Source organism: Enterobacter sp. SORGH_AS_0287 (assembly GCF_031453695.1).
GTDB lineage: Bacteria > Pseudomonadota > Gammaproteobacteria > Enterobacterales > Enterobacteriaceae > Enterobacter > Enterobacter ludwigii.
Window position 1 is genome coordinate 1,545,564 of sequence record NZ_JAVIZW010000001.1, and the last position, 15,290, is coordinate 1,560,853.

Sequence of the window (15,290 nt, forward strand, 5' to 3'; positions counted from 1 at the left end):
TGACCTCCTGAAAGGAAAACACCATGACGATTTACCACTCCGTCACCGAACTGATTGGCCACACCCCGCTTATCCAGCTGCATAAGCTTGATACCGGTCTCTGCTCGTTGTTTCTGAAGCTGGAAAACCAGAACCCGGGCGGTTCGATTAAAGACCGCGTTGCACTGTCGATGATTAACGAAGCGGAGCGCAACGGCCAGCTCCAGCCAGGCGGTACCATCATTGAGGCGACGGCGGGAAATACCGGTCTTGGCCTGGCCTTGATCGCCGCGCAGAAAGGCTATTCGCTGATCCTGGTGGTGCCAGACAAAATGAGCCGCGAGAAGATTTTCCACCTGCGGGCACTGGGGGCTCAGGTGGTACTGACCCGCTCCGATGTCAATAAGGGCCACCCTGCCTACTATCAGGATTACGCGCAACGTCTGGCGAATGAACTGCCGGGGGCGTATTACATCGATCAGTTTAATAACGAAGCCAACCCGCTGGCGCACCGCACCACCACCGCGCCTGAACTGTATGAACAGCTTGACGGTAAGATTGACGCCATTGTCGTCGGCGTGGGGTCTGGCGGGACGCTGGGTGGGCTACAGGCGTGGTTCGCTGAGCACTCACCGCAGACTGAATTTGTGCTGGCCGACCCGGCCGGTTCGGTCCTGGCCGATCAGGTAGAAACGGGACGCTATCAGGATGCGGGTTCGTGGCTGGTTGAGGGGATTGGTGAAGACTTTATTCCTCCGCTGGCACACATCGAAGGGGTGAATCGTGCCTGGCGCATCACCGATCGCGAAGCTTTCACCACCGCCCGCGAGCTGCTGAAAACGGAAGGCATCCTGGCAGGCTCCTCCAGCGGCACCCTGCTGGCGGCTGCGCTGAAATATTGCCAGGCCCAGACCACCCCGAAACGGGTTGTGACCTTCGCCTGCGACAGTGGCAACAAATATCTCTCAAAGATGTTCAACGATGACTGGATGCGCCAGCAGGGTTTGATCTCCCGGCCGCAGGCTGGCGATCTCTCCGACTACATTGCCCTGCGCCACGATGAAGGCGCAACCGTCACCGCCGCGCCGGATGACACCCTCTCCACCGTACTGGCGCGGATGCGTTTGTATGACATCTCCCAGCTGCCGGTCCTGGAGAACGGTCAGGTCGTGGGCATCATCGACGAGTGGGATCTTCTGCGCCATATCGGTGGCGATGGCGACCGCTTCTCGCTTCCCGTGACCGCGGCAATGACCCGTCAGGTGGAGTTCCTCGATAAAAACGCCCCGGAAAGCGCCCTGAACGCCATTTTCGATCGCGGTCTGGTGGCGGTTATTAATGACAATGACCGCTTCCTGGGCCTGATTACGCGCAGCGACGTTCTTACCGCCTGGCGCAACCGTCTTCAGCAATAAAGGAATACATGATGAAAAATCTGGCAACCCTGAGCGTACACAGCGGTGAGTTTAACGATCGGCATGGCGCGGTCATGCCCCCGATTTACGCCACCTCCACGTTTGCGCAACCGTCACCTGGCGAGCACACCGGCTATGAATATTCGCGCAGCGGCAACCCGACCCGCCATGCGCTGGAAACCGCCATCGCCGAACTGGAAGGCGGGACCCGCGGCTATGCGTTCGCTTCCGGCCTCGCCGCCATCTCTACCGTGCTTGAACTGCTGGATAAAGACAGCCATATCGTCGCCATTGACGATGTCTACGGCGGGACCTGGCGCCTGATTGAAAACGTGCGCAAACGTAGCACCGGCCTGCAGGTGAGCTGGGTCAAGCCGGACGATTTGGCCGGTCTTGAAGCCGCCATCCGGCCGGATACGCGAATGGTATGGGTTGAAACGCCAACCAATCCGTTGCTTAAACTGGCGGATCTGGCGGCTATCGCCGACATCGCCCGTCGTCATCACGTCATCAGCGTGGCCGATAATACCTTCGCATCGCCCGTCATCCATCGTCCGCTGGAAACGGGTTTCGACATCGTCGTGCACTCTGCCACCAAATACCTGAATGGTCACTCGGACGTGGTCGCCGGACTGGCAGTTGTGGGGGATAACGCCGCGCTGGCGGACAAGCTTGCCTACCTGCAGAACGCAGTCGGCGGTGTACTGGATCCGTTTAGCAGCTTCCTGACGCTGCGTGGTATTCGTACGCTGTCGCTGCGGGTAGAAAAGCACAGCACCAACGCGCTGGCCATTGCGCAATGGCTGGAGCAACAGCCGCAGGTCGAAAAGGTATTTTATCCGGGGCTGGAATCACACCCGCAATATTCGCTTGCCCGCACGCAGATGGCGCTGCCGGGCGGCATGATTTCTCTGGTGGTGAAAGGCGATGCGCAACGGGCCACAGAGGTGATCCGCTCACTGAAATTATTCACCCTCGCCGAAAGCCTGGGTGGCGTGGAAAGTCTGGTCAGCCAGCCTTACAGCATGACTCACGCTTCGATTCCGCTTGAGCAGCGGCTGGCCAACGGCATCGTACCGCAGCTGATTCGCCTGTCTGTGGGCATTGAAGATGCCAAAGACCTGATTGCCGACCTCAGCCAGGCGCTGAAAAACTAAGCAAAATGCGGCAGGTCACGCACCTGCCGCGATAAGATGTCATCTAACCTTAACGCCTTGATAACAATCTCATGTGGATCTGCACAGATTATTTTTGAAACGCTGTTTTCATTTTCCTTTTATCTTAAAATCAGCGTATAATGCGCGCCTAATCCCTGGTGAATGGTTTCAGCGCTTGGAATACAAAAAACAACGTACAACTACTCCTCTCCTTCGTTGGGCTGTCACTCAGGCACACTTTCTTCTGCACGCTCATTTGATGTCTCCTATCCTTAGTGCGTGTCATATACTCTTTTGCAACACAGGTTTGACTCCGCGGCGGTGCGCCCCCGGAGCGAGATTTCCATATCCTTCCCAACTTAAAGACTAAGACTGTCATGAAAAAGACGAAAATTGTTTGTACTATCGGCCCGAAAACCGAATCTGAAGAGATGCTGAGCAAAATGCTGGACGCCGGCATGAACGTTATGCGTCTGAACTTCTCCCACGGTGACTATGCTGAACACGGTCAGCGTATCCAGAACTTGCGCAACGTGATGAGCAAGACCGGTAAAAAAGCAGCCATCCTGCTGGATACCAAAGGTCCAGAAATCCGCACCATCAAACTGGAAGGCGGTAACGACGTCTCTCTGAAAGCGGGCCAGACCTTCACCTTCACCACTGACAAGACTGTTGTCGGTAACAACGAAATCGTTGCGGTCACCTATGAAGGTTTCACCAGTGACCTGTCCGTTGGCAACACCGTGCTGGTAGACGATGGTCTGATCGGCATGGAAGTGACCGCCATCGAAGGTAACAAGGTTATCTGTAAAGTGCTGAACAACGGCGACCTGGGTGAAAACAAAGGCGTTAACCTGCCAGGCGTTTCCATCGCGCTGCCAGCCCTGGCTGAAAAAGACAAACAAGACCTGATCTTCGGTTGCGAGCAAGGCGTCGACTTCGTTGCGGCATCCTTCATCCGTAAACGTTCCGACGTGGTTGAAATCCGTGAGCACCTGAAAGCGCACGGTGGCGAGAAGATCCAGATCATCTCCAAAATCGAAAACCAGGAAGGCCTGAACAACTTCGACGAAATCCTCGAAGCGTCAGACGGCATCATGGTTGCACGTGGTGACCTGGGTGTTGAAATCCCGGTTGAAGAAGTTATCTTCGCGCAGAAGATGATGATCGAGAAGTGTGTTCGCGCGCGTAAAGTGGTTATCACCGCAACGCAGATGCTGGACTCCATGATCAAAAACCCACGCCCAACCCGCGCAGAAGCTGGTGACGTGGCTAACGCCATCCTCGACGGTACCGATGCAGTCATGCTCTCCGGCGAATCCGCGAAAGGTAAATACCCGCTGGAAGCCGTTGGCATCATGGCGACCATTTGCGAACGTACTGACCGCGTGATGACCAGCCGTCTGGACTTCAACAACGACAGCCGCAAACTGCGTATTACCGAAGCAGTCTGCCGCGGTGCGGTAGAAACCGCTGAGAAACTGGAAGCGCCTCTGATTGTGGTTGCCACCCAGGGCGGTAAATCTGCTCGCGCAGTCCGTAAATACTTCCCGGACGCGACGATCCTGGCGCTGACCACCAACGAAACCACTGCCCGTCAGCTGGTGCTGAGCAAAGGCGTGGTTGCGCATCTGGTGAAAGAAATCGCGTCTACCGACGATTTCTACATTCAGGGTAAAGCGCTGGCGCTGGAAAGCGGCCTGGCACAGAAAGGCGACGTTGTGGTCATGGTTTCTGGTGCGCTGGTACCAAGCGGAACCACCAACACAGCATCTGTTCACGTGCTGTAATAATTCCCGAACGAATTAATTTTCATAAAAAGCGTCCTCCGGGACGCTTTTTTTATTTCATGCATTAGCCAAAGTCATTCAAAAAGCAAATCGGGTTTCTCTATTTAATTGCGAATTATCTAAGATGAATCCGATGAAAAATGCCTTTTTTTACAGAGCTTTTTGCCAAAAAAGGGCCGATTCGATGCTTCTTTGAGCGAACGATCAAAAATAGGCGTATTCCCATCAAAAAAATATTCTCAACCTAAAAAACTTTGTGTAATACTTGTAACGCTACATGGAGATTAACTCAATCTAGAGGGTATTAATAATGAATCGTACTAAACTGGTACTGGGCGCGGTAATCCTGGGTTCTACTCTGCTGGCTGGTTGCTCCAGCAACGCTAAAATCGATCAGCTGTCTTCTGACGTTCAGACTCTGAACGCTAAAGTTGACCAGCTGAGCAACGACGTGAACGCAATGCGTTCCGACGTTCAGGCTGCTAAAGACGACGCAGCTCGCGCTAACCAGCGTCTGGACAACCAGGCTACTAAATACCGTAAGTAATAGTACCTGTTAATAAAATGGCGCACATTGTGCGCCATTTTTTTTGTCTGCGTCAAACCCCTACTGCGTCACCTTCTCACCGTCATCTTCCGCGACCGCAGCGGATGTCCGACTGTTCTGTACTGACAACACGTTCTGACGCGCTGACGCGCCGTTATCGGCCGACACGGCTACCGGGATCCCCGCGCGGCGTGACAAGGCTTTATCGATAAGCGCTTTATCACTTCCTGACTGCGAGACAAACGTCGCAAAGTCTGCGGAATGCGAAATGGGTGTCATCTGGGGGTTTTCACCCTCAACCTGCGCCAGCGGACGATGCACTTCAATATAGCGTTTACCGTCAGGCTCAACGGAGAACTTCACCGGCTCATTAATGATTTGCACCCGCGTGCCGACCCGCACCTGCTCAAACAGCGCTTTGATATCCGGCGCGTTCATGCGCATACAGCCGGAGCTGACCCGCAGGCCGACGCTGTCCGGTGCGCTGGTGCCGTGGATCAGGTATTCCCCGTGACCCACGCCTAAACGCAATGCAAAGCGTCCTAGCGGGTTATTTGGCCCGGCCGGGACCACGGGCGGCAATTTAATGCCCTGCTCCAGAGAGCGCGCTCTGATGCCCGGTGTTGGGGTCCAGGTAGGATTAGGGATCTTCTGGCTGACCCGGGTGGTGGTGACCGGCGTTTCAAGTCCCAGTTGCCCAATGCCGAGCGGGAAAACCTGAACGATGTTTTCGCCCGGCGGGAAGTAGTAAAGCCGCAGCTCCGCCAGGTTCACGACAATCCCCTCACGGGGCGTGTCGGGCAACAGCATCTGCGAAGGGATCGTGATCACTGTCCCCGGCGCAGGGTTTACCGGCGCAATAGTATTATTGGCTTCAAGGATAAGCTGTGCGGCAGTATTAAACCGGCGAGCGATGGTCTGAAGTTTATTATCCCCTTCCTGTATCGTGTAGGTTTGATTTTGCCCAATCAGACGGCTGCCTGCGGGCGGCAACGGGTAATCCATCGCGCGGGCCGAATTAAGAGCACCGAGCGAACCCAGGAGTAATAGAGTTATTAGAGACGCGCGCTTCATGCTGAGATTCCTTATTCACTGGCCGGATGCCAGAAAGCTGAAAAACCAGCGAGGCGGGAACCACCTCGCGAAACAGAATGAATGCTGTTCTGTAAGTCTAGCTAAGGATTGCAGCTTTGGCGCGGATGGCGCGAATCATCGCTTCCAGCCCCTGGGAACGGGACGGGGTGAGGTGTTGGGTCAGGGCCATTTTTTCAAACCACGGGCGGACATCAAAAGCGACAATATCCTGCGCTGACATCTGGTGATAGAGAATAAATACCACCGCAATAAGCCCTTTCACAATAGCGGCATCGCTGTCGCCCTGTAATTCGATCACGCCGTCGCGCGTCTGCTCCATCACAATCCAGACCTGGCTCTGACAGCCCTGAATAATATTTCCCGGGTTGTGTGCCTCTTCGCTGAGCGGCGGTAAACGCTGACCCAGCTCAATAATATAGAGGTACTTCTCTTCCCAGTTTGCGCAACGCCCGAAGTTACGCAGTAATTTTTCTTTATCCGGCAAATCTGCCATCTTTCGCCTCTCCGTTAGCCCAGCAACTGGTGAATGCGTTTAAGCCCCGCCACCAGCCTGTCGACCTCTTCCGTTGTGTTGTACATCACCAGCGATGCGCGGCACATCGCCGGCACCTGGTAAAACGCCATCAACGGCATAGCACAGTGGTGTCCGGTGCGAACGGCCACGCCGTAATTATCGAGGAAACTGCCCACATCGTATGCATGGTGTTTACCCAGATTGAACGCAATTACCCCCTGGCGGTCCGCCGGGCCATACAGGGTCAGCGCCGGTACGCTGGCAAGCTCCTGCAGCGCGTAGTGCATCAGCAGTTGTTCGTACTCCTGAATCGCGTCAAGGCCAACAGACGTGACATAGGCGATGGCCGCTCCCAGCCCGATAATCCCGCCGGTATTCGGCGTGCCAGCTTCAAAGCGCCACGGCGCGCGTGCATAGGTGGTCCCTTCCGACAGACTGACGGTCGCGATCATCGAGCCGCCCCCTTCCCACGGTGGCATCGCCTGCAGAATATCTTCTTTCACGTACAGCACGCCAATCCCGGTCGGCCCATAGAGCTTGTGCCCGGAGAAGACGTAGAAATCGCAGTCCAGCGCCTGGACGTCGACCGCGTGGTGCATGACCGCCTGCGCACCATCAATCAGCACCTTCGCGCCAGCCTGGTGGGCTTTCTCAATAATCGCTGCCACCGGGTTCTCGGTTCCCAGCACGTTAGAAACCTGGGTCACGGCCACCAGCCGCGTACGCGCATCCAGCAACGCGTCAAGTTGCTCAAGCTGCAGGGTGCCATCAACGTTCAATGGGATCACCCTCAGTTGCGCACCGACACGCTCACAGAGCATCTGCCACGGCACGATATTGGCATGGTGCTCCATCTGGGTGATGATGATGTTATCCCCCGCGTGGACTTGTGCGTTGCCCCAGCTGTTGGCAACAAGGTTGATCCCCTCGGTGGTACCACGCACAAACACCAGTTCCTCTGGCGAGCGTGCATTGAGGAAAGTGGCGATTTGGGTACGCACATTTTCCATACGCTGGGTCGCCTCCGCACTCAGGGTGTGGATCCCCCGGTGCACGGCGGCATAACCGTGGCGGTAGAATTCCGCTTCCGCTTCGATCACCTGATTCGGTTTCTGCGCGCTGGCCGCACTGTCCAGATACGCCAGGGGCAGACCGTTCACTTCACGGGTCAGAACCGGAAAATCTGCCCGTACTTTCTCTACGGGAAAACTCATGCTTCGCCTCCAGGCAGACGCTGCCCGATACGGGCCAGCACCTGCTGTTTTAACAGGCCATCGTGCAGCGCTTCCGTCAGTTCAGCGGCAAACGCATAGATAATCATTTGCTGCGCCGCCTGCTGGTCGATACCGCGGGAGCGTAAATAGAACATCTGTTCGTCATCAATTCGCCCGACCGTCGCGCCATGGCTGCACTTCACGTCATCAGCATAGATTTCAAGCTGTGGTTTGGTGTCCACTTCCGCCAGGCGTCCCAACAGCAGGTTGTTGTTGGTCATCTGCCCGTCGGTTTTAATCGCGTGCTGCGCCACGTTAATCAGGCCGTTAAACACCGCCCGCCCTTTGTCGCTGACAATGGTTTTGTGCAGCTGGCGACTGTTACAGTAACCTTTGTTGTGCTCAAGCCAGGTGCGTGTATCGCACACTTGCGTTTTAACCGGCATCGCCAGGCTGTTGATGCGAAGCGTTGTATTCTCGCCGTTAAGCTGCGTGCTGGTGTTGTGGCGCAGTACTGCGCCGCCCAGCAAAAAGCTGTGGCTGTATACCGCGGCATCTTGTCCAAGCAGCATGTCGTTATGCGCAAAGTGGTGGCTTTGCGGGTTTTCAAACGCCAGTTTGATATGGTGAAGTTGGGCATTGGCGGCAACATGCATTGTCAAACGCGCCCCGGTAAAGTGCCGGGCCTCGTTGAGGCTGACGTAATGCTCAATCACCGTGGCCTCCGCCCCTTCCGCCAGCTCAAGGTGGTGGCGATAGTGAGCAGTGTTGATCTCGTCGCCGTCTGCTCCCTGAGTGATGTGCATCAGCAGCAGTGGTTTTACCGGACGCTGGTTACGCTTAACGCGAATATGCGTCACGCTCCGCGCCAGGCTTTCGGTGAGATGCAGGAAGACCTCGGGCTGTACCGGGGTGCTCAGGCTCTGACGGTCATCGTTAATGGCAATCTCAAACCCGCTGTCCTGGGTGCTGTCACTCAGCTCAGGGCGGAACTGACCATCGACGAAGACCAGACGCACGGCATCCACGGTCAATGCCAGGGCATCGCGCTGCGCCGGGCTGATGTCTGCCAGGCGGGTGACAAACTCGCCGTTCAGCAGGCCATCAAGCGGCGTGTATTTCCAGTTCTCCTGCTTGCGTGACGGCAAACCGAGACGCAGCATCTGCTGCAGGTGCTGTTGCGCCTGTTCCGAGCGCGTATTGCCCTGCGCTTCAAACAGACGGTGCCACTGCTGGAGCGCATTACTGCTGTTCGGTAAGCCAGCCATAACCCTGCTCCTCCAGTTGTTTAACCAGCGTGAAATCACCGGATTTCACAATACGCCCCTGGTAAAGCACATGGACGTAATCCGGCTTGATGTAATCCAGAATACGCTGGTAGTGAGTGACGATGATGAACGCGCGTTTGCCGTCGCGCAGGGAGTTCACCCCGTCGGCGACAATCTTCAGGGCATCGATATCCAGACCGGAGTCGGTTTCATCCAGAATGCACAGTTCAGGCTCAAGGACCGCCATCTGCAGAATGTCGTTACGCTTTTTCTCACCGCCTGAAAAACCGACGTTGACCGAGCGGGTCAGCAGGTCTTCCGGCATTTTCAGCAGCTTAATCTTCTCTTCCATCAGGTCCTGGAAATCAAAGCGGTCCAGCGCCTCCAGTCCGCGATATTTACGTACCGCGTTCAGCGCCGTTTGCAGAAAGAACTGGTTACTCACCCCCGGGATCTCCACCGGATACTGGAAGGCCATAAAAATACCTTCACCGGCCCGCTCTTCCACCGACATCTCCAGCAAATCTTTGCCGTTAAACTCGACCGACCCGTGGGTCACTTCGTAATCTTCGCGTCCTGCCAGCGTCGCGGAGAGCGTACTTTTCCCGGAGCCATTGGGCCCCATAATGGCGTGGACTTCACCCGGTTTGACGTCAAAATTGAGACCACGCAGGATCTCTTTGTCTTCCACGCTAACCTGTAAATCTTTAATACTTAACATGTGCTTTCCTTAACCGACGCTGTGTTCAAGACTAATGGCGAGGAGTTTCTGGGCTTCAACGGCAAATTCCAGCGGCAGTTCAGAGAACACATCCTTACAGAAGCCGTTCACAATCATTGAGATGGCATCTTCCTCACTGATCCCGCGCTGCAGGCAGTAGAAGAGCTGATCTTCCCCAATACGTGACGTCGTCGCCTCGTGCTCAAGCTGGGCGGTATTGTTACGGCATTCAACGTACGGGAAGGTGTGTGCCCCGCAGTCTGCGCCAATTAACATTGAGTCACACTGGGTAAAGTTTCGGGCATTGGTGGCCGTCGGCATGATTTTGACCAGCCCACGATAGCTGTTCTGACTGTGCCCGGCGGAGATGCCTTTGGAAATAATGGTCGATCGGGTGTTTTTACCGATGTGGATCATCTTGGTACCCGTATCTGCCTGCTGATGGCCGCTGGTCAACGCCACGGAGTAGAACTCACCGATCGAGTTATCCCCACGCAGAATACAGCTCGGGTATTTCCAGGTGATCGCAGAGCCGGTTTCCGACTGGGTCCAGGACATTTTGCTGTTTTCGCCTTCGCACAGCGCACGCTTGGTCACGAAGTTCAGAATACCACCGGTGTTGCCATCGCCCGGGAACCAGTTCTGCACCGTGGAGTATTTCACCTCGGCATCTTTATGGATGATGACTTCAACCACCGCGGCGTGAAGCTGGTAGCTGTCACGGACCGGTGCGGAGCACCCTTCAATGTAACTGACGTAGCTGCCTTCATCGGCCACCAGAATGGTGCGTTCGAACTGACCGGTTTTTTCGGCGTTGATGCGGAAATAGGTCGACAACTCCATCGGGCAGCGAACGCCTTTTGGCACGTAGATAAAGGTGCCATCAGACGCTACCGCCGCATTAAGCGCGGCAAAAAAGTTATCGTTACTTGGCACCACGGTGCCGATGTACTTTTTCACCAGCTCAGGGTGCTCGTGAATCGCTTCGCCGAAGGAGCAGAAAATAATCCCCTGCTCTGCCAGTTTTTCACGGTAGGTTGTCGCCACTGAGACGGAGTCAAAAATGGCGTCCACCGCCACCTCTTTCCCTTCGCGAACGGGCACACCCAGCTGGTTAAACGCCTCTTCCACTTCTTTGCTCAGGAAGCTGTTGTCCGCACCGGTTTGCTGCACAGCGCCAGGCTGTGAGGCGCAGGTGTCGTCGCAACTCCCGCAGGATGGCGCAGAGTAGTAGCTGTAATCCTGATAGTTCAGCTTGTCATAATGCGCTTTCAGCCAGTGAGGTTCTTCCATTTCCAGCCAGGCCCGGAAGGCGCTCAGACGAAACTCCAGCATCCATTCAGGTTCATTACGTTTGGCCGAGATCGCCCGGACGACATCTTCATTGATGCCTTTCGCCAGTTCATCGGTCTGCAGCTGGGTAAAGAACCCCTCTTTATAATTGAGGTGGCCGCCGCTCCAGGTGTTAACATCACTCGTTGCTTCAGTATTACGTGACATAGTACCGCCTATACCCCAAAGCTTTCGCCGCACCCACATTCGTTCTGGGCTTTCGGGTTATGAAATTTGAATAACTGGTTTAAACCTTCACGTACGTAGTCCACTTCCGTGCCGTCAATAAACGGCATGGCCTGCAGGGCGACATACAATTTTGCGCCGTCAGTTTCGAATACCAGATCATCTTTCTCGGGTTCTGTGACGGTATCGAGCACGTAACCGAATCCTGCGCAGCCGGTCTGTTTCACCCCCAGGCGCACGCCGAGGATATCTGGCTTTTTCGCCACCAGTTCGTGAATATGTGCCGCCGCCGCTGGCGTGAGCGTTAAGCCACGCCAGGCGAAGTCGGCAGGATTGAAGGTTTCTGAATGCAGTTCCATAGGTCCACCTCATCTAATAAGCCCCAGGGCATAACACCATGTTAGTGATAACGATTATCACTTCAACCCTCTGTCAGCAGGGGCATTGGGCTAAATCGCCCTTTTTGCATACTTTTATTAAGCATAGACCCTGTCAGCGGATGCGGGCGGGATGGATTTAATTGTGCAATACTTTGAAAAATAATGGGTTATCGAATCAGAAAAGCGGAGTAAAGGGGAAAAGTAAAATATGCATCGGAAATGCCTATTTTTAAGATAGATTTTATCCAGAGAAACGACGGGCAAAAAAAAGGCCTTCAAGGCCTGCGGAAATTAATGATGAAAGGAGACAACAAAACCCTGTTCACGCCAGTGGTCAAGCAGTTCCTGCTGACGCGGCGTCGGCGCTTTACCGGTCCAGACGAAAATTCTTTGCCCAGGAAAAAGTTCCGGACGAGGGGAATCAATCGGGTCGGCCAACACGTCAATATGCCACCCCTTTTGTGCCAGACGCGCAGCCTCAAGCCACAAGTGGGTGCGGTCATCGCACTCCCAGCCAATAAGCAGAGCATCTTTACCGGCTTTCTTACGTGACTCCGCCAGGCTTGCGACAGCAAACTCTATCAGCACACCGTCAAGCAGGCTCGCCATATGACGCACCGTATTTTGATCCTGATTCATTCGCTGACGAACGGGAGAAATAATATTATCGATAAGCGCATCCATCGCGTGATCGCGGCGGAACTCGCCTATTTTGGCGCGCAGCTTTGCCGGGCTGGCATAACGCAAAACCGTCATCATCTCTTCCTGGATTGATGCCCAGTTACCCTGAGTCATCACTTCTTTGTTTTCCAGCAAGCCTTTGACTTTGCCGACCGAAACGCCGCTTTTCATCAGGCGTTTGATCTCTTCAATACGCAGGATATCTTCATCGTCAAACTGACGATGGCCCCCTTCGCTTCGCTGCGGCTTCAACAATCCATAACGGCGCTGCCAGGCACGCAGCGTAACGGGGTTGATACCGCATCGTTCGGCCACTTCGCCGATACTGTAATAGGCCATTAACTCCCTCACGCTTAGAACTTCCATACCCAACCAGACCAACCTTATCAGATTGTACAAACCATTTGTATAACTAAGGCCTCTTTTTGAGCGGGTGAAGGGTATACAAGTTCCTTCACCCGTTAATGTATTGTTGTACAAATTTTGCCGCGCGTACAGTCAAGCTTGCAGGTTTATGTACAGCTTTCTCAAAATTCAAACTTCTTCTCTGGCCACGCGATCGCCGGAATTCCCCCGTGACGCGGGCTGGCAAACAGGTGCCCCTGGAACTGGGAAATGCCTGCAGACTCCAGCCACATCCACTCTTCAGGCTTCTCAACGCCGACGGCACAGAACTGGATCTCCAGCGAGGAACAGCAGGTGATAATCGCCTGAATGATGGCCTGCCGCGGGCCGCTTTTGTGCACATTCGCGACCAGATCGCGGTTAATCTTAATTCTGTCAGGCTGGAATTGCGCCAGTAACTGTAGACCGGCAAAACCGGCACCAAAGTGATCGATGGTTACGCTGATACCGGCACTTTTTAACTGCCTGACCGAATGGGTAAACTCTTCAAAACGGGAAATCGCTTCGCTCTCGGTGAATTCCACCACAATCTGCTCCGGCACAAAGCCATTTGCGTCAATGGCCGTCAGCAGGAAATCCACGGCGCCAGGCACGTTGACCAGCGTCATGGGCAGCAGGTTAATGGATAATGTCTGATCCTGTAATCCCAGAGCGCTCGCCATGGAGAGCGCAACCTGCTTGCTTTTCAAATCAGAGGCGTACACCTCTTCACGAGGAATTTGGGCAAAATAGGTTCCGGGCGATTCACCGGTGGGCGTGCGGATCAAGGCCTCCCAGGAGACGACCTGCTGCATAAACGGATCCACGATAGGCTGGAACGCAAAGCTGCAATCCGCACCTTTAGCCACCACCTCCGGTTGCGCCGATAAAGGCGTCTCTTCCGGGATAAAATCCCAGGCATCTGCAGGCGGCAGTTCAAAATAGTTGGCTTTCTCCGTGGCCTCCACGAAGGTGCGGAAAAACTGCAGGGCGCGATCGCTATATGTCAGTTGATACCTGCTGGTGCCTTTGTCAAGAACCTGCTGAAGCACCTCTTCCCTGTCGAACTGACGCAAGTCAAAAAGCTCCATGCCAACCTTGCCGAAGCGTCGGGAGGGGCCGTGATCGCGCATCAGCTCCACCACGTTATGGTGGCGCGTGTCCTGGCAAATCTGCTCGTAAATGGATGAAACGTTTTCCGCTGGGCCTTCGAGCAACTGAAAAAAATGCGTGCCGTTAAACAGCAAGATCCCCGTGACATTGGATTGCCGGTTTTTACTATTTGCAGCAGCTACCATGTTTTCCAGCGCTTTCACTGGAACGTCCTCGCAGATATGACTGCGGTATATGATGGTTGTAAGCATGCTTATCCTGAAGGGGGTTAGGGGTTGGCCACAAAAACACGTCGGTAAACATCTGTTATAGCATATTAATTACGTGACAAATAATTTACATCTCAACCATTTACGGCACCTAACGCATCCGTTTCCTGCGTTGTACAACTTATCCATCACCGTGCGTATTGTACAATATATTCTGTAACGAAAATGCTTCATTTTTATGACTCAACTGCCTGATAAACATAGAATTTATAAAATATATCACAATTATTTTAAAAAATTGTACATTTTCTATGTACAGATTTGGAAATTATGTATACCTTAAATGTAACGTTAGTGATTACATTTTTTTACAGGAGCGAAACATGCAGCAGAAGGATTATGTCGCAGATTCAGCAGCAGCGATCGCGCACTACTTCGAGAAGGCCGCGCTTCCTACCCAACAGGAGACGCTTGGTCAGGTCGTGGTTGAGATTCTTAGCGACGGGCGAAATCTGAATCGCAAATCGCTCTGTACCAAACTCTTAAGCCGCCTCGAAAAGGCCGATGGGCCTGAAGAGGAACAGCATTACCACATGCTGCTTGGTCTGCTTTTCGAACGGTAATGTTATGAACAGCAGTGATGCAGACCGACTGATTGACCAGCTTATCGGTGAAGCCGTTCTTTCTCTTTTGAAAGAGCGAGGCCCCGTCACAACCGAAGCTCTGGTCCAGCGTCTGCGTGATATGAAAGCGCATGAAAAGGATCCCCAGCGGCGGGAGACACTTGCGATGGTGATTGCCGACATCGGTTCAAACAACATCGCCCTGAAACGTCGCAGAACCGCGCAAGGACGAACCGATAGAGAGGGATCTCTCAACGTTAAAAGAGACAATGTAGTGCCGTTATTTGGAAATGGAAAACCGTCCGATCCCAGGAAAATACATTGACTGCAATTTTACAGCTACGGTGAGAACAAATGAGACAAAATATTCAGCTTCAACCCGAATACCATTCCGCTTTTTTAGAAAGCGCGCTGTCGGAATATTTCCGTCACGCAGGCGATCGTTTTGCTGAAGAGTCCGCTGTTTTTTCTACTGCAGTACGCTGTGTTCTGGCTTCTGAAGGACACCTGTCCAACAAAGCGATCATTTTGTGGCTGATCCAGACGCTGGAATCCACAAACGACGTTGTGCAGGCAGATGTCATTCGTAAGACCCTGGAAATCGTTGTGGGTCACACCATGGACGATCTCTAAAAACCCTCCCCTCTGTGAAGGCTAACGTGTCATCGTCAAAACTGACGAT

16 protein-coding genes are annotated in these 15,290 nt (G+C 54.0%); 7 read left to right on the forward strand and 9 right to left on the reverse strand.

Features of this window, described 5'->3' with window-relative positions; all coding sequences use genetic code 11:
* Positions 1-23: 23 nt before the first annotated feature.
* The 4 genes from QE396_RS07345 (at position 24) to lpp (ending at position 4,888) form a co-directional block, all read left to right on the forward strand.
* On the forward strand, positions 24-1,394 hold the full coding sequence (locus QE396_RS07345) for a pyridoxal-phosphate dependent enzyme (protein WP_014169746.1): 1,371 nt from the start codon (positions 24-26) through the stop codon (positions 1,392-1,394).
* A gap of 11 nt (positions 1,395-1,405) precedes the next feature.
* Positions 1,406-2,551, forward strand: coding sequence for a PLP-dependent aspartate aminotransferase family protein (locus tag QE396_RS07350; RefSeq protein ID WP_040017288.1), 1,146 nt, complete (start codon positions 1,406-1,408; stop codon positions 2,549-2,551).
* Between the two features lie 377 nt (positions 2,552-2,928).
* Positions 2,929-4,341 (forward strand): pyruvate kinase PykF, encoded by a 1,413-nt coding sequence (pykF, locus tag QE396_RS07355; RefSeq protein WP_014169744.1) that lies wholly within the window; start codon positions 2,929-2,931, stop codon positions 4,339-4,341.
* 310 nt (positions 4,342-4,651) lie between these two features.
* Positions 4,652-4,888 carry a murein lipoprotein Lpp gene (lpp, locus tag QE396_RS07360; RefSeq protein ID WP_001082307.1) on the forward strand — a complete coding sequence of 79 codons (237 nt, stop codon included), beginning with the start codon at positions 4,652-4,654 and terminating at the stop codon, positions 4,886-4,888.
* A 60-nt stretch (positions 4,889-4,948) separates the two neighbouring features.
* On the opposite strand, the gene QE396_RS07365 is transcribed toward lpp, so the two are convergent.
* The 9 genes from QE396_RS07365 to QE396_RS07405 all read right to left on the reverse strand — a co-directional run bounded on the left by QE396_RS07365 (position 4,949) and on the right by QE396_RS07405 (position 14,027).
* The gene (locus QE396_RS07365) at positions 4,949-5,962 is read right to left on the reverse strand and encodes a L,D-transpeptidase family protein (RefSeq protein ID WP_020884361.1); all 1,014 of its coding nucleotides are present in this window, start codon (positions 5,960-5,962) and stop codon (positions 4,949-4,951) included.
* A 97-nt stretch (positions 5,963-6,059) separates the two neighbouring features.
* The gene (sufE, locus tag QE396_RS07370) at positions 6,060-6,476 is read right to left on the reverse strand and encodes a cysteine desulfuration protein SufE (RefSeq protein ID WP_020884362.1); all 417 of its coding nucleotides are present in this window, start codon (positions 6,474-6,476) and stop codon (positions 6,060-6,062) included.
* A 14-nt stretch (positions 6,477-6,490) separates the two neighbouring features.
* On the reverse strand, positions 6,491-7,711 hold the full coding sequence (sufS, locus tag QE396_RS07375; protein WP_020884363.1) for a cysteine desulfurase SufS: 1,221 nt from the start codon (positions 7,709-7,711) through the stop codon (positions 6,491-6,493).
* Positions 7,708-8,979, reverse strand: a complete 1,272-nt coding sequence (sufD, locus tag QE396_RS07380; protein WP_020884364.1) for a Fe-S cluster assembly protein SufD — start codon at positions 8,977-8,979, stop codon at positions 7,708-7,710. Before sufD ends, sufS begins: the two co-directional genes overlap by 4 nt.
* Entirely contained in the window at positions 8,954-9,700 is a 747-nt protein-coding gene (gene sufC / locus QE396_RS07385) for a Fe-S cluster assembly ATPase SufC (RefSeq protein ID WP_020884365.1), read from the reverse strand. Before sufC ends, sufD begins: the two co-directional genes overlap by 26 nt.
* A gap of 9 nt (positions 9,701-9,709) precedes the next feature.
* Positions 9,710-11,200: a Fe-S cluster assembly protein SufB gene (gene sufB / locus QE396_RS07390; RefSeq protein WP_020884366.1), complete on the reverse strand. Its 1,491-nt coding sequence runs from the start codon at positions 11,198-11,200 to the stop codon at positions 9,710-9,712.
* 8 nt (positions 11,201-11,208) lie between these two features.
* The gene (gene sufA / locus QE396_RS07395; RefSeq protein WP_014169736.1) at positions 11,209-11,577 is read right to left on the reverse strand and encodes a Fe-S cluster assembly scaffold SufA; all 369 of its coding nucleotides are present in this window, start codon (positions 11,575-11,577) and stop codon (positions 11,209-11,211) included.
* A gap of 312 nt (positions 11,578-11,889) precedes the next feature.
* Positions 11,890-12,618: a MerR family transcriptional regulator gene (locus tag QE396_RS07400; RefSeq protein WP_020884367.1), complete on the reverse strand. Its 729-nt coding sequence runs from the start codon at positions 12,616-12,618 to the stop codon at positions 11,890-11,892.
* A gap of 188 nt (positions 12,619-12,806) precedes the next feature.
* Entirely contained in the window at positions 12,807-14,027 is a 1,221-nt protein-coding gene (locus tag QE396_RS07405; RefSeq protein WP_014169734.1) for a diguanylate phosphodiesterase, read from the reverse strand.
* 341 nt (positions 14,028-14,368) lie between these two features.
* Here QE396_RS07405 and ycgZ point away from each other — a divergent pair, with 341 nt between their 5' ends.
* Genes ycgZ through QE396_RS07420 form a run of 3 tightly spaced genes read left to right on the forward strand, consistent with a single transcriptional unit; the run spans position 14,369 to position 15,241 of the window.
* Positions 14,369-14,608 (forward strand): regulatory protein YcgZ, encoded by a 240-nt coding sequence (ycgZ, locus tag QE396_RS07410; RefSeq protein WP_020884368.1) that lies wholly within the window; start codon positions 14,369-14,371, stop codon positions 14,606-14,608.
* A 4-nt stretch (positions 14,609-14,612) separates the two neighbouring features.
* On the forward strand, positions 14,613-14,933 hold the full coding sequence (locus tag QE396_RS07415) for a hypothetical protein (RefSeq protein WP_020884369.1): 321 nt from the start codon (positions 14,613-14,615) through the stop codon (positions 14,931-14,933).
* A 29-nt stretch (positions 14,934-14,962) separates the two neighbouring features.
* Positions 14,963-15,241 (forward strand): biofilm development regulator YmgB/AriR family protein, encoded by a 279-nt coding sequence (locus QE396_RS07420; protein ID WP_014169732.1) that lies wholly within the window; start codon positions 14,963-14,965, stop codon positions 15,239-15,241.
* Positions 15,242-15,290 lie beyond the last annotated feature (49 nt).

Excerpts from the sequence above, each read along its gene's own strand:
- QE396_RS07345 (WP_014169746.1), top strand. The coding sequence starts at position 24 with ATGACGATTTACCACTCCGTCACCGAACTGATTGGCCACACCCCGCTT.
- QE396_RS07350 (WP_040017288.1), top strand. The coding sequence starts at position 1,406 with ATGAAAAATCTGGCAACCCTGAGCGTACACAGCGGTGAGTTTAACGAT.
- pykF (WP_014169744.1), top strand. The coding sequence starts at position 2,929 with ATGAAAAAGACGAAAATTGTTTGTACTATCGGCCCGAAAACCGAATCT.
- lpp (WP_001082307.1), top strand. The coding sequence starts at position 4,652 with ATGAATCGTACTAAACTGGTACTGGGCGCGGTAATCCTGGGTTCTACT.
- QE396_RS07365 (WP_020884361.1), bottom strand. The coding sequence starts at position 5,962 with ATGAAGCGCGCGTCTCTAATAACTCTATTACTCCTGGGTTCGCTCGGT.
- sufE (WP_020884362.1), bottom strand. The coding sequence starts at position 6,476 with ATGGCAGATTTGCCGGATAAAGAAAAATTACTGCGTAACTTCGGGCGT.
- sufS (WP_020884363.1), bottom strand. The coding sequence starts at position 7,711 with ATGAGTTTTCCCGTAGAGAAAGTACGGGCAGATTTTCCGGTTCTGACC.
- sufD (WP_020884364.1), bottom strand. The coding sequence starts at position 8,979 with ATGGCTGGCTTACCGAACAGCAGTAATGCGCTCCAGCAGTGGCACCGT.
- sufC (WP_020884365.1), bottom strand. The coding sequence starts at position 9,700 with ATGTTAAGTATTAAAGATTTACAGGTTAGCGTGGAAGACAAAGAGATC.
- sufB (WP_020884366.1), bottom strand. The coding sequence starts at position 11,200 with ATGTCACGTAATACTGAAGCAACGAGTGATGTTAACACCTGGAGCGGC.
- sufA (WP_014169736.1), bottom strand. The coding sequence starts at position 11,577 with ATGGAACTGCATTCAGAAACCTTCAATCCTGCCGACTTCGCCTGGCGT.
- QE396_RS07400 (WP_020884367.1), bottom strand. The coding sequence starts at position 12,618 with ATGGCCTATTACAGTATCGGCGAAGTGGCCGAACGATGCGGTATCAAC.
- QE396_RS07405 (WP_014169734.1), bottom strand. The coding sequence starts at position 14,027 with ATGCTTACAACCATCATATACCGCAGTCATATCTGCGAGGACGTTCCA.
- ycgZ (WP_020884368.1), top strand. The coding sequence starts at position 14,369 with ATGCAGCAGAAGGATTATGTCGCAGATTCAGCAGCAGCGATCGCGCAC.
- QE396_RS07415 (WP_020884369.1), top strand. The coding sequence starts at position 14,613 with ATGAACAGCAGTGATGCAGACCGACTGATTGACCAGCTTATCGGTGAA.
- QE396_RS07420 (WP_014169732.1), top strand. The coding sequence starts at position 14,963 with ATGAGACAAAATATTCAGCTTCAACCCGAATACCATTCCGCTTTTTTA.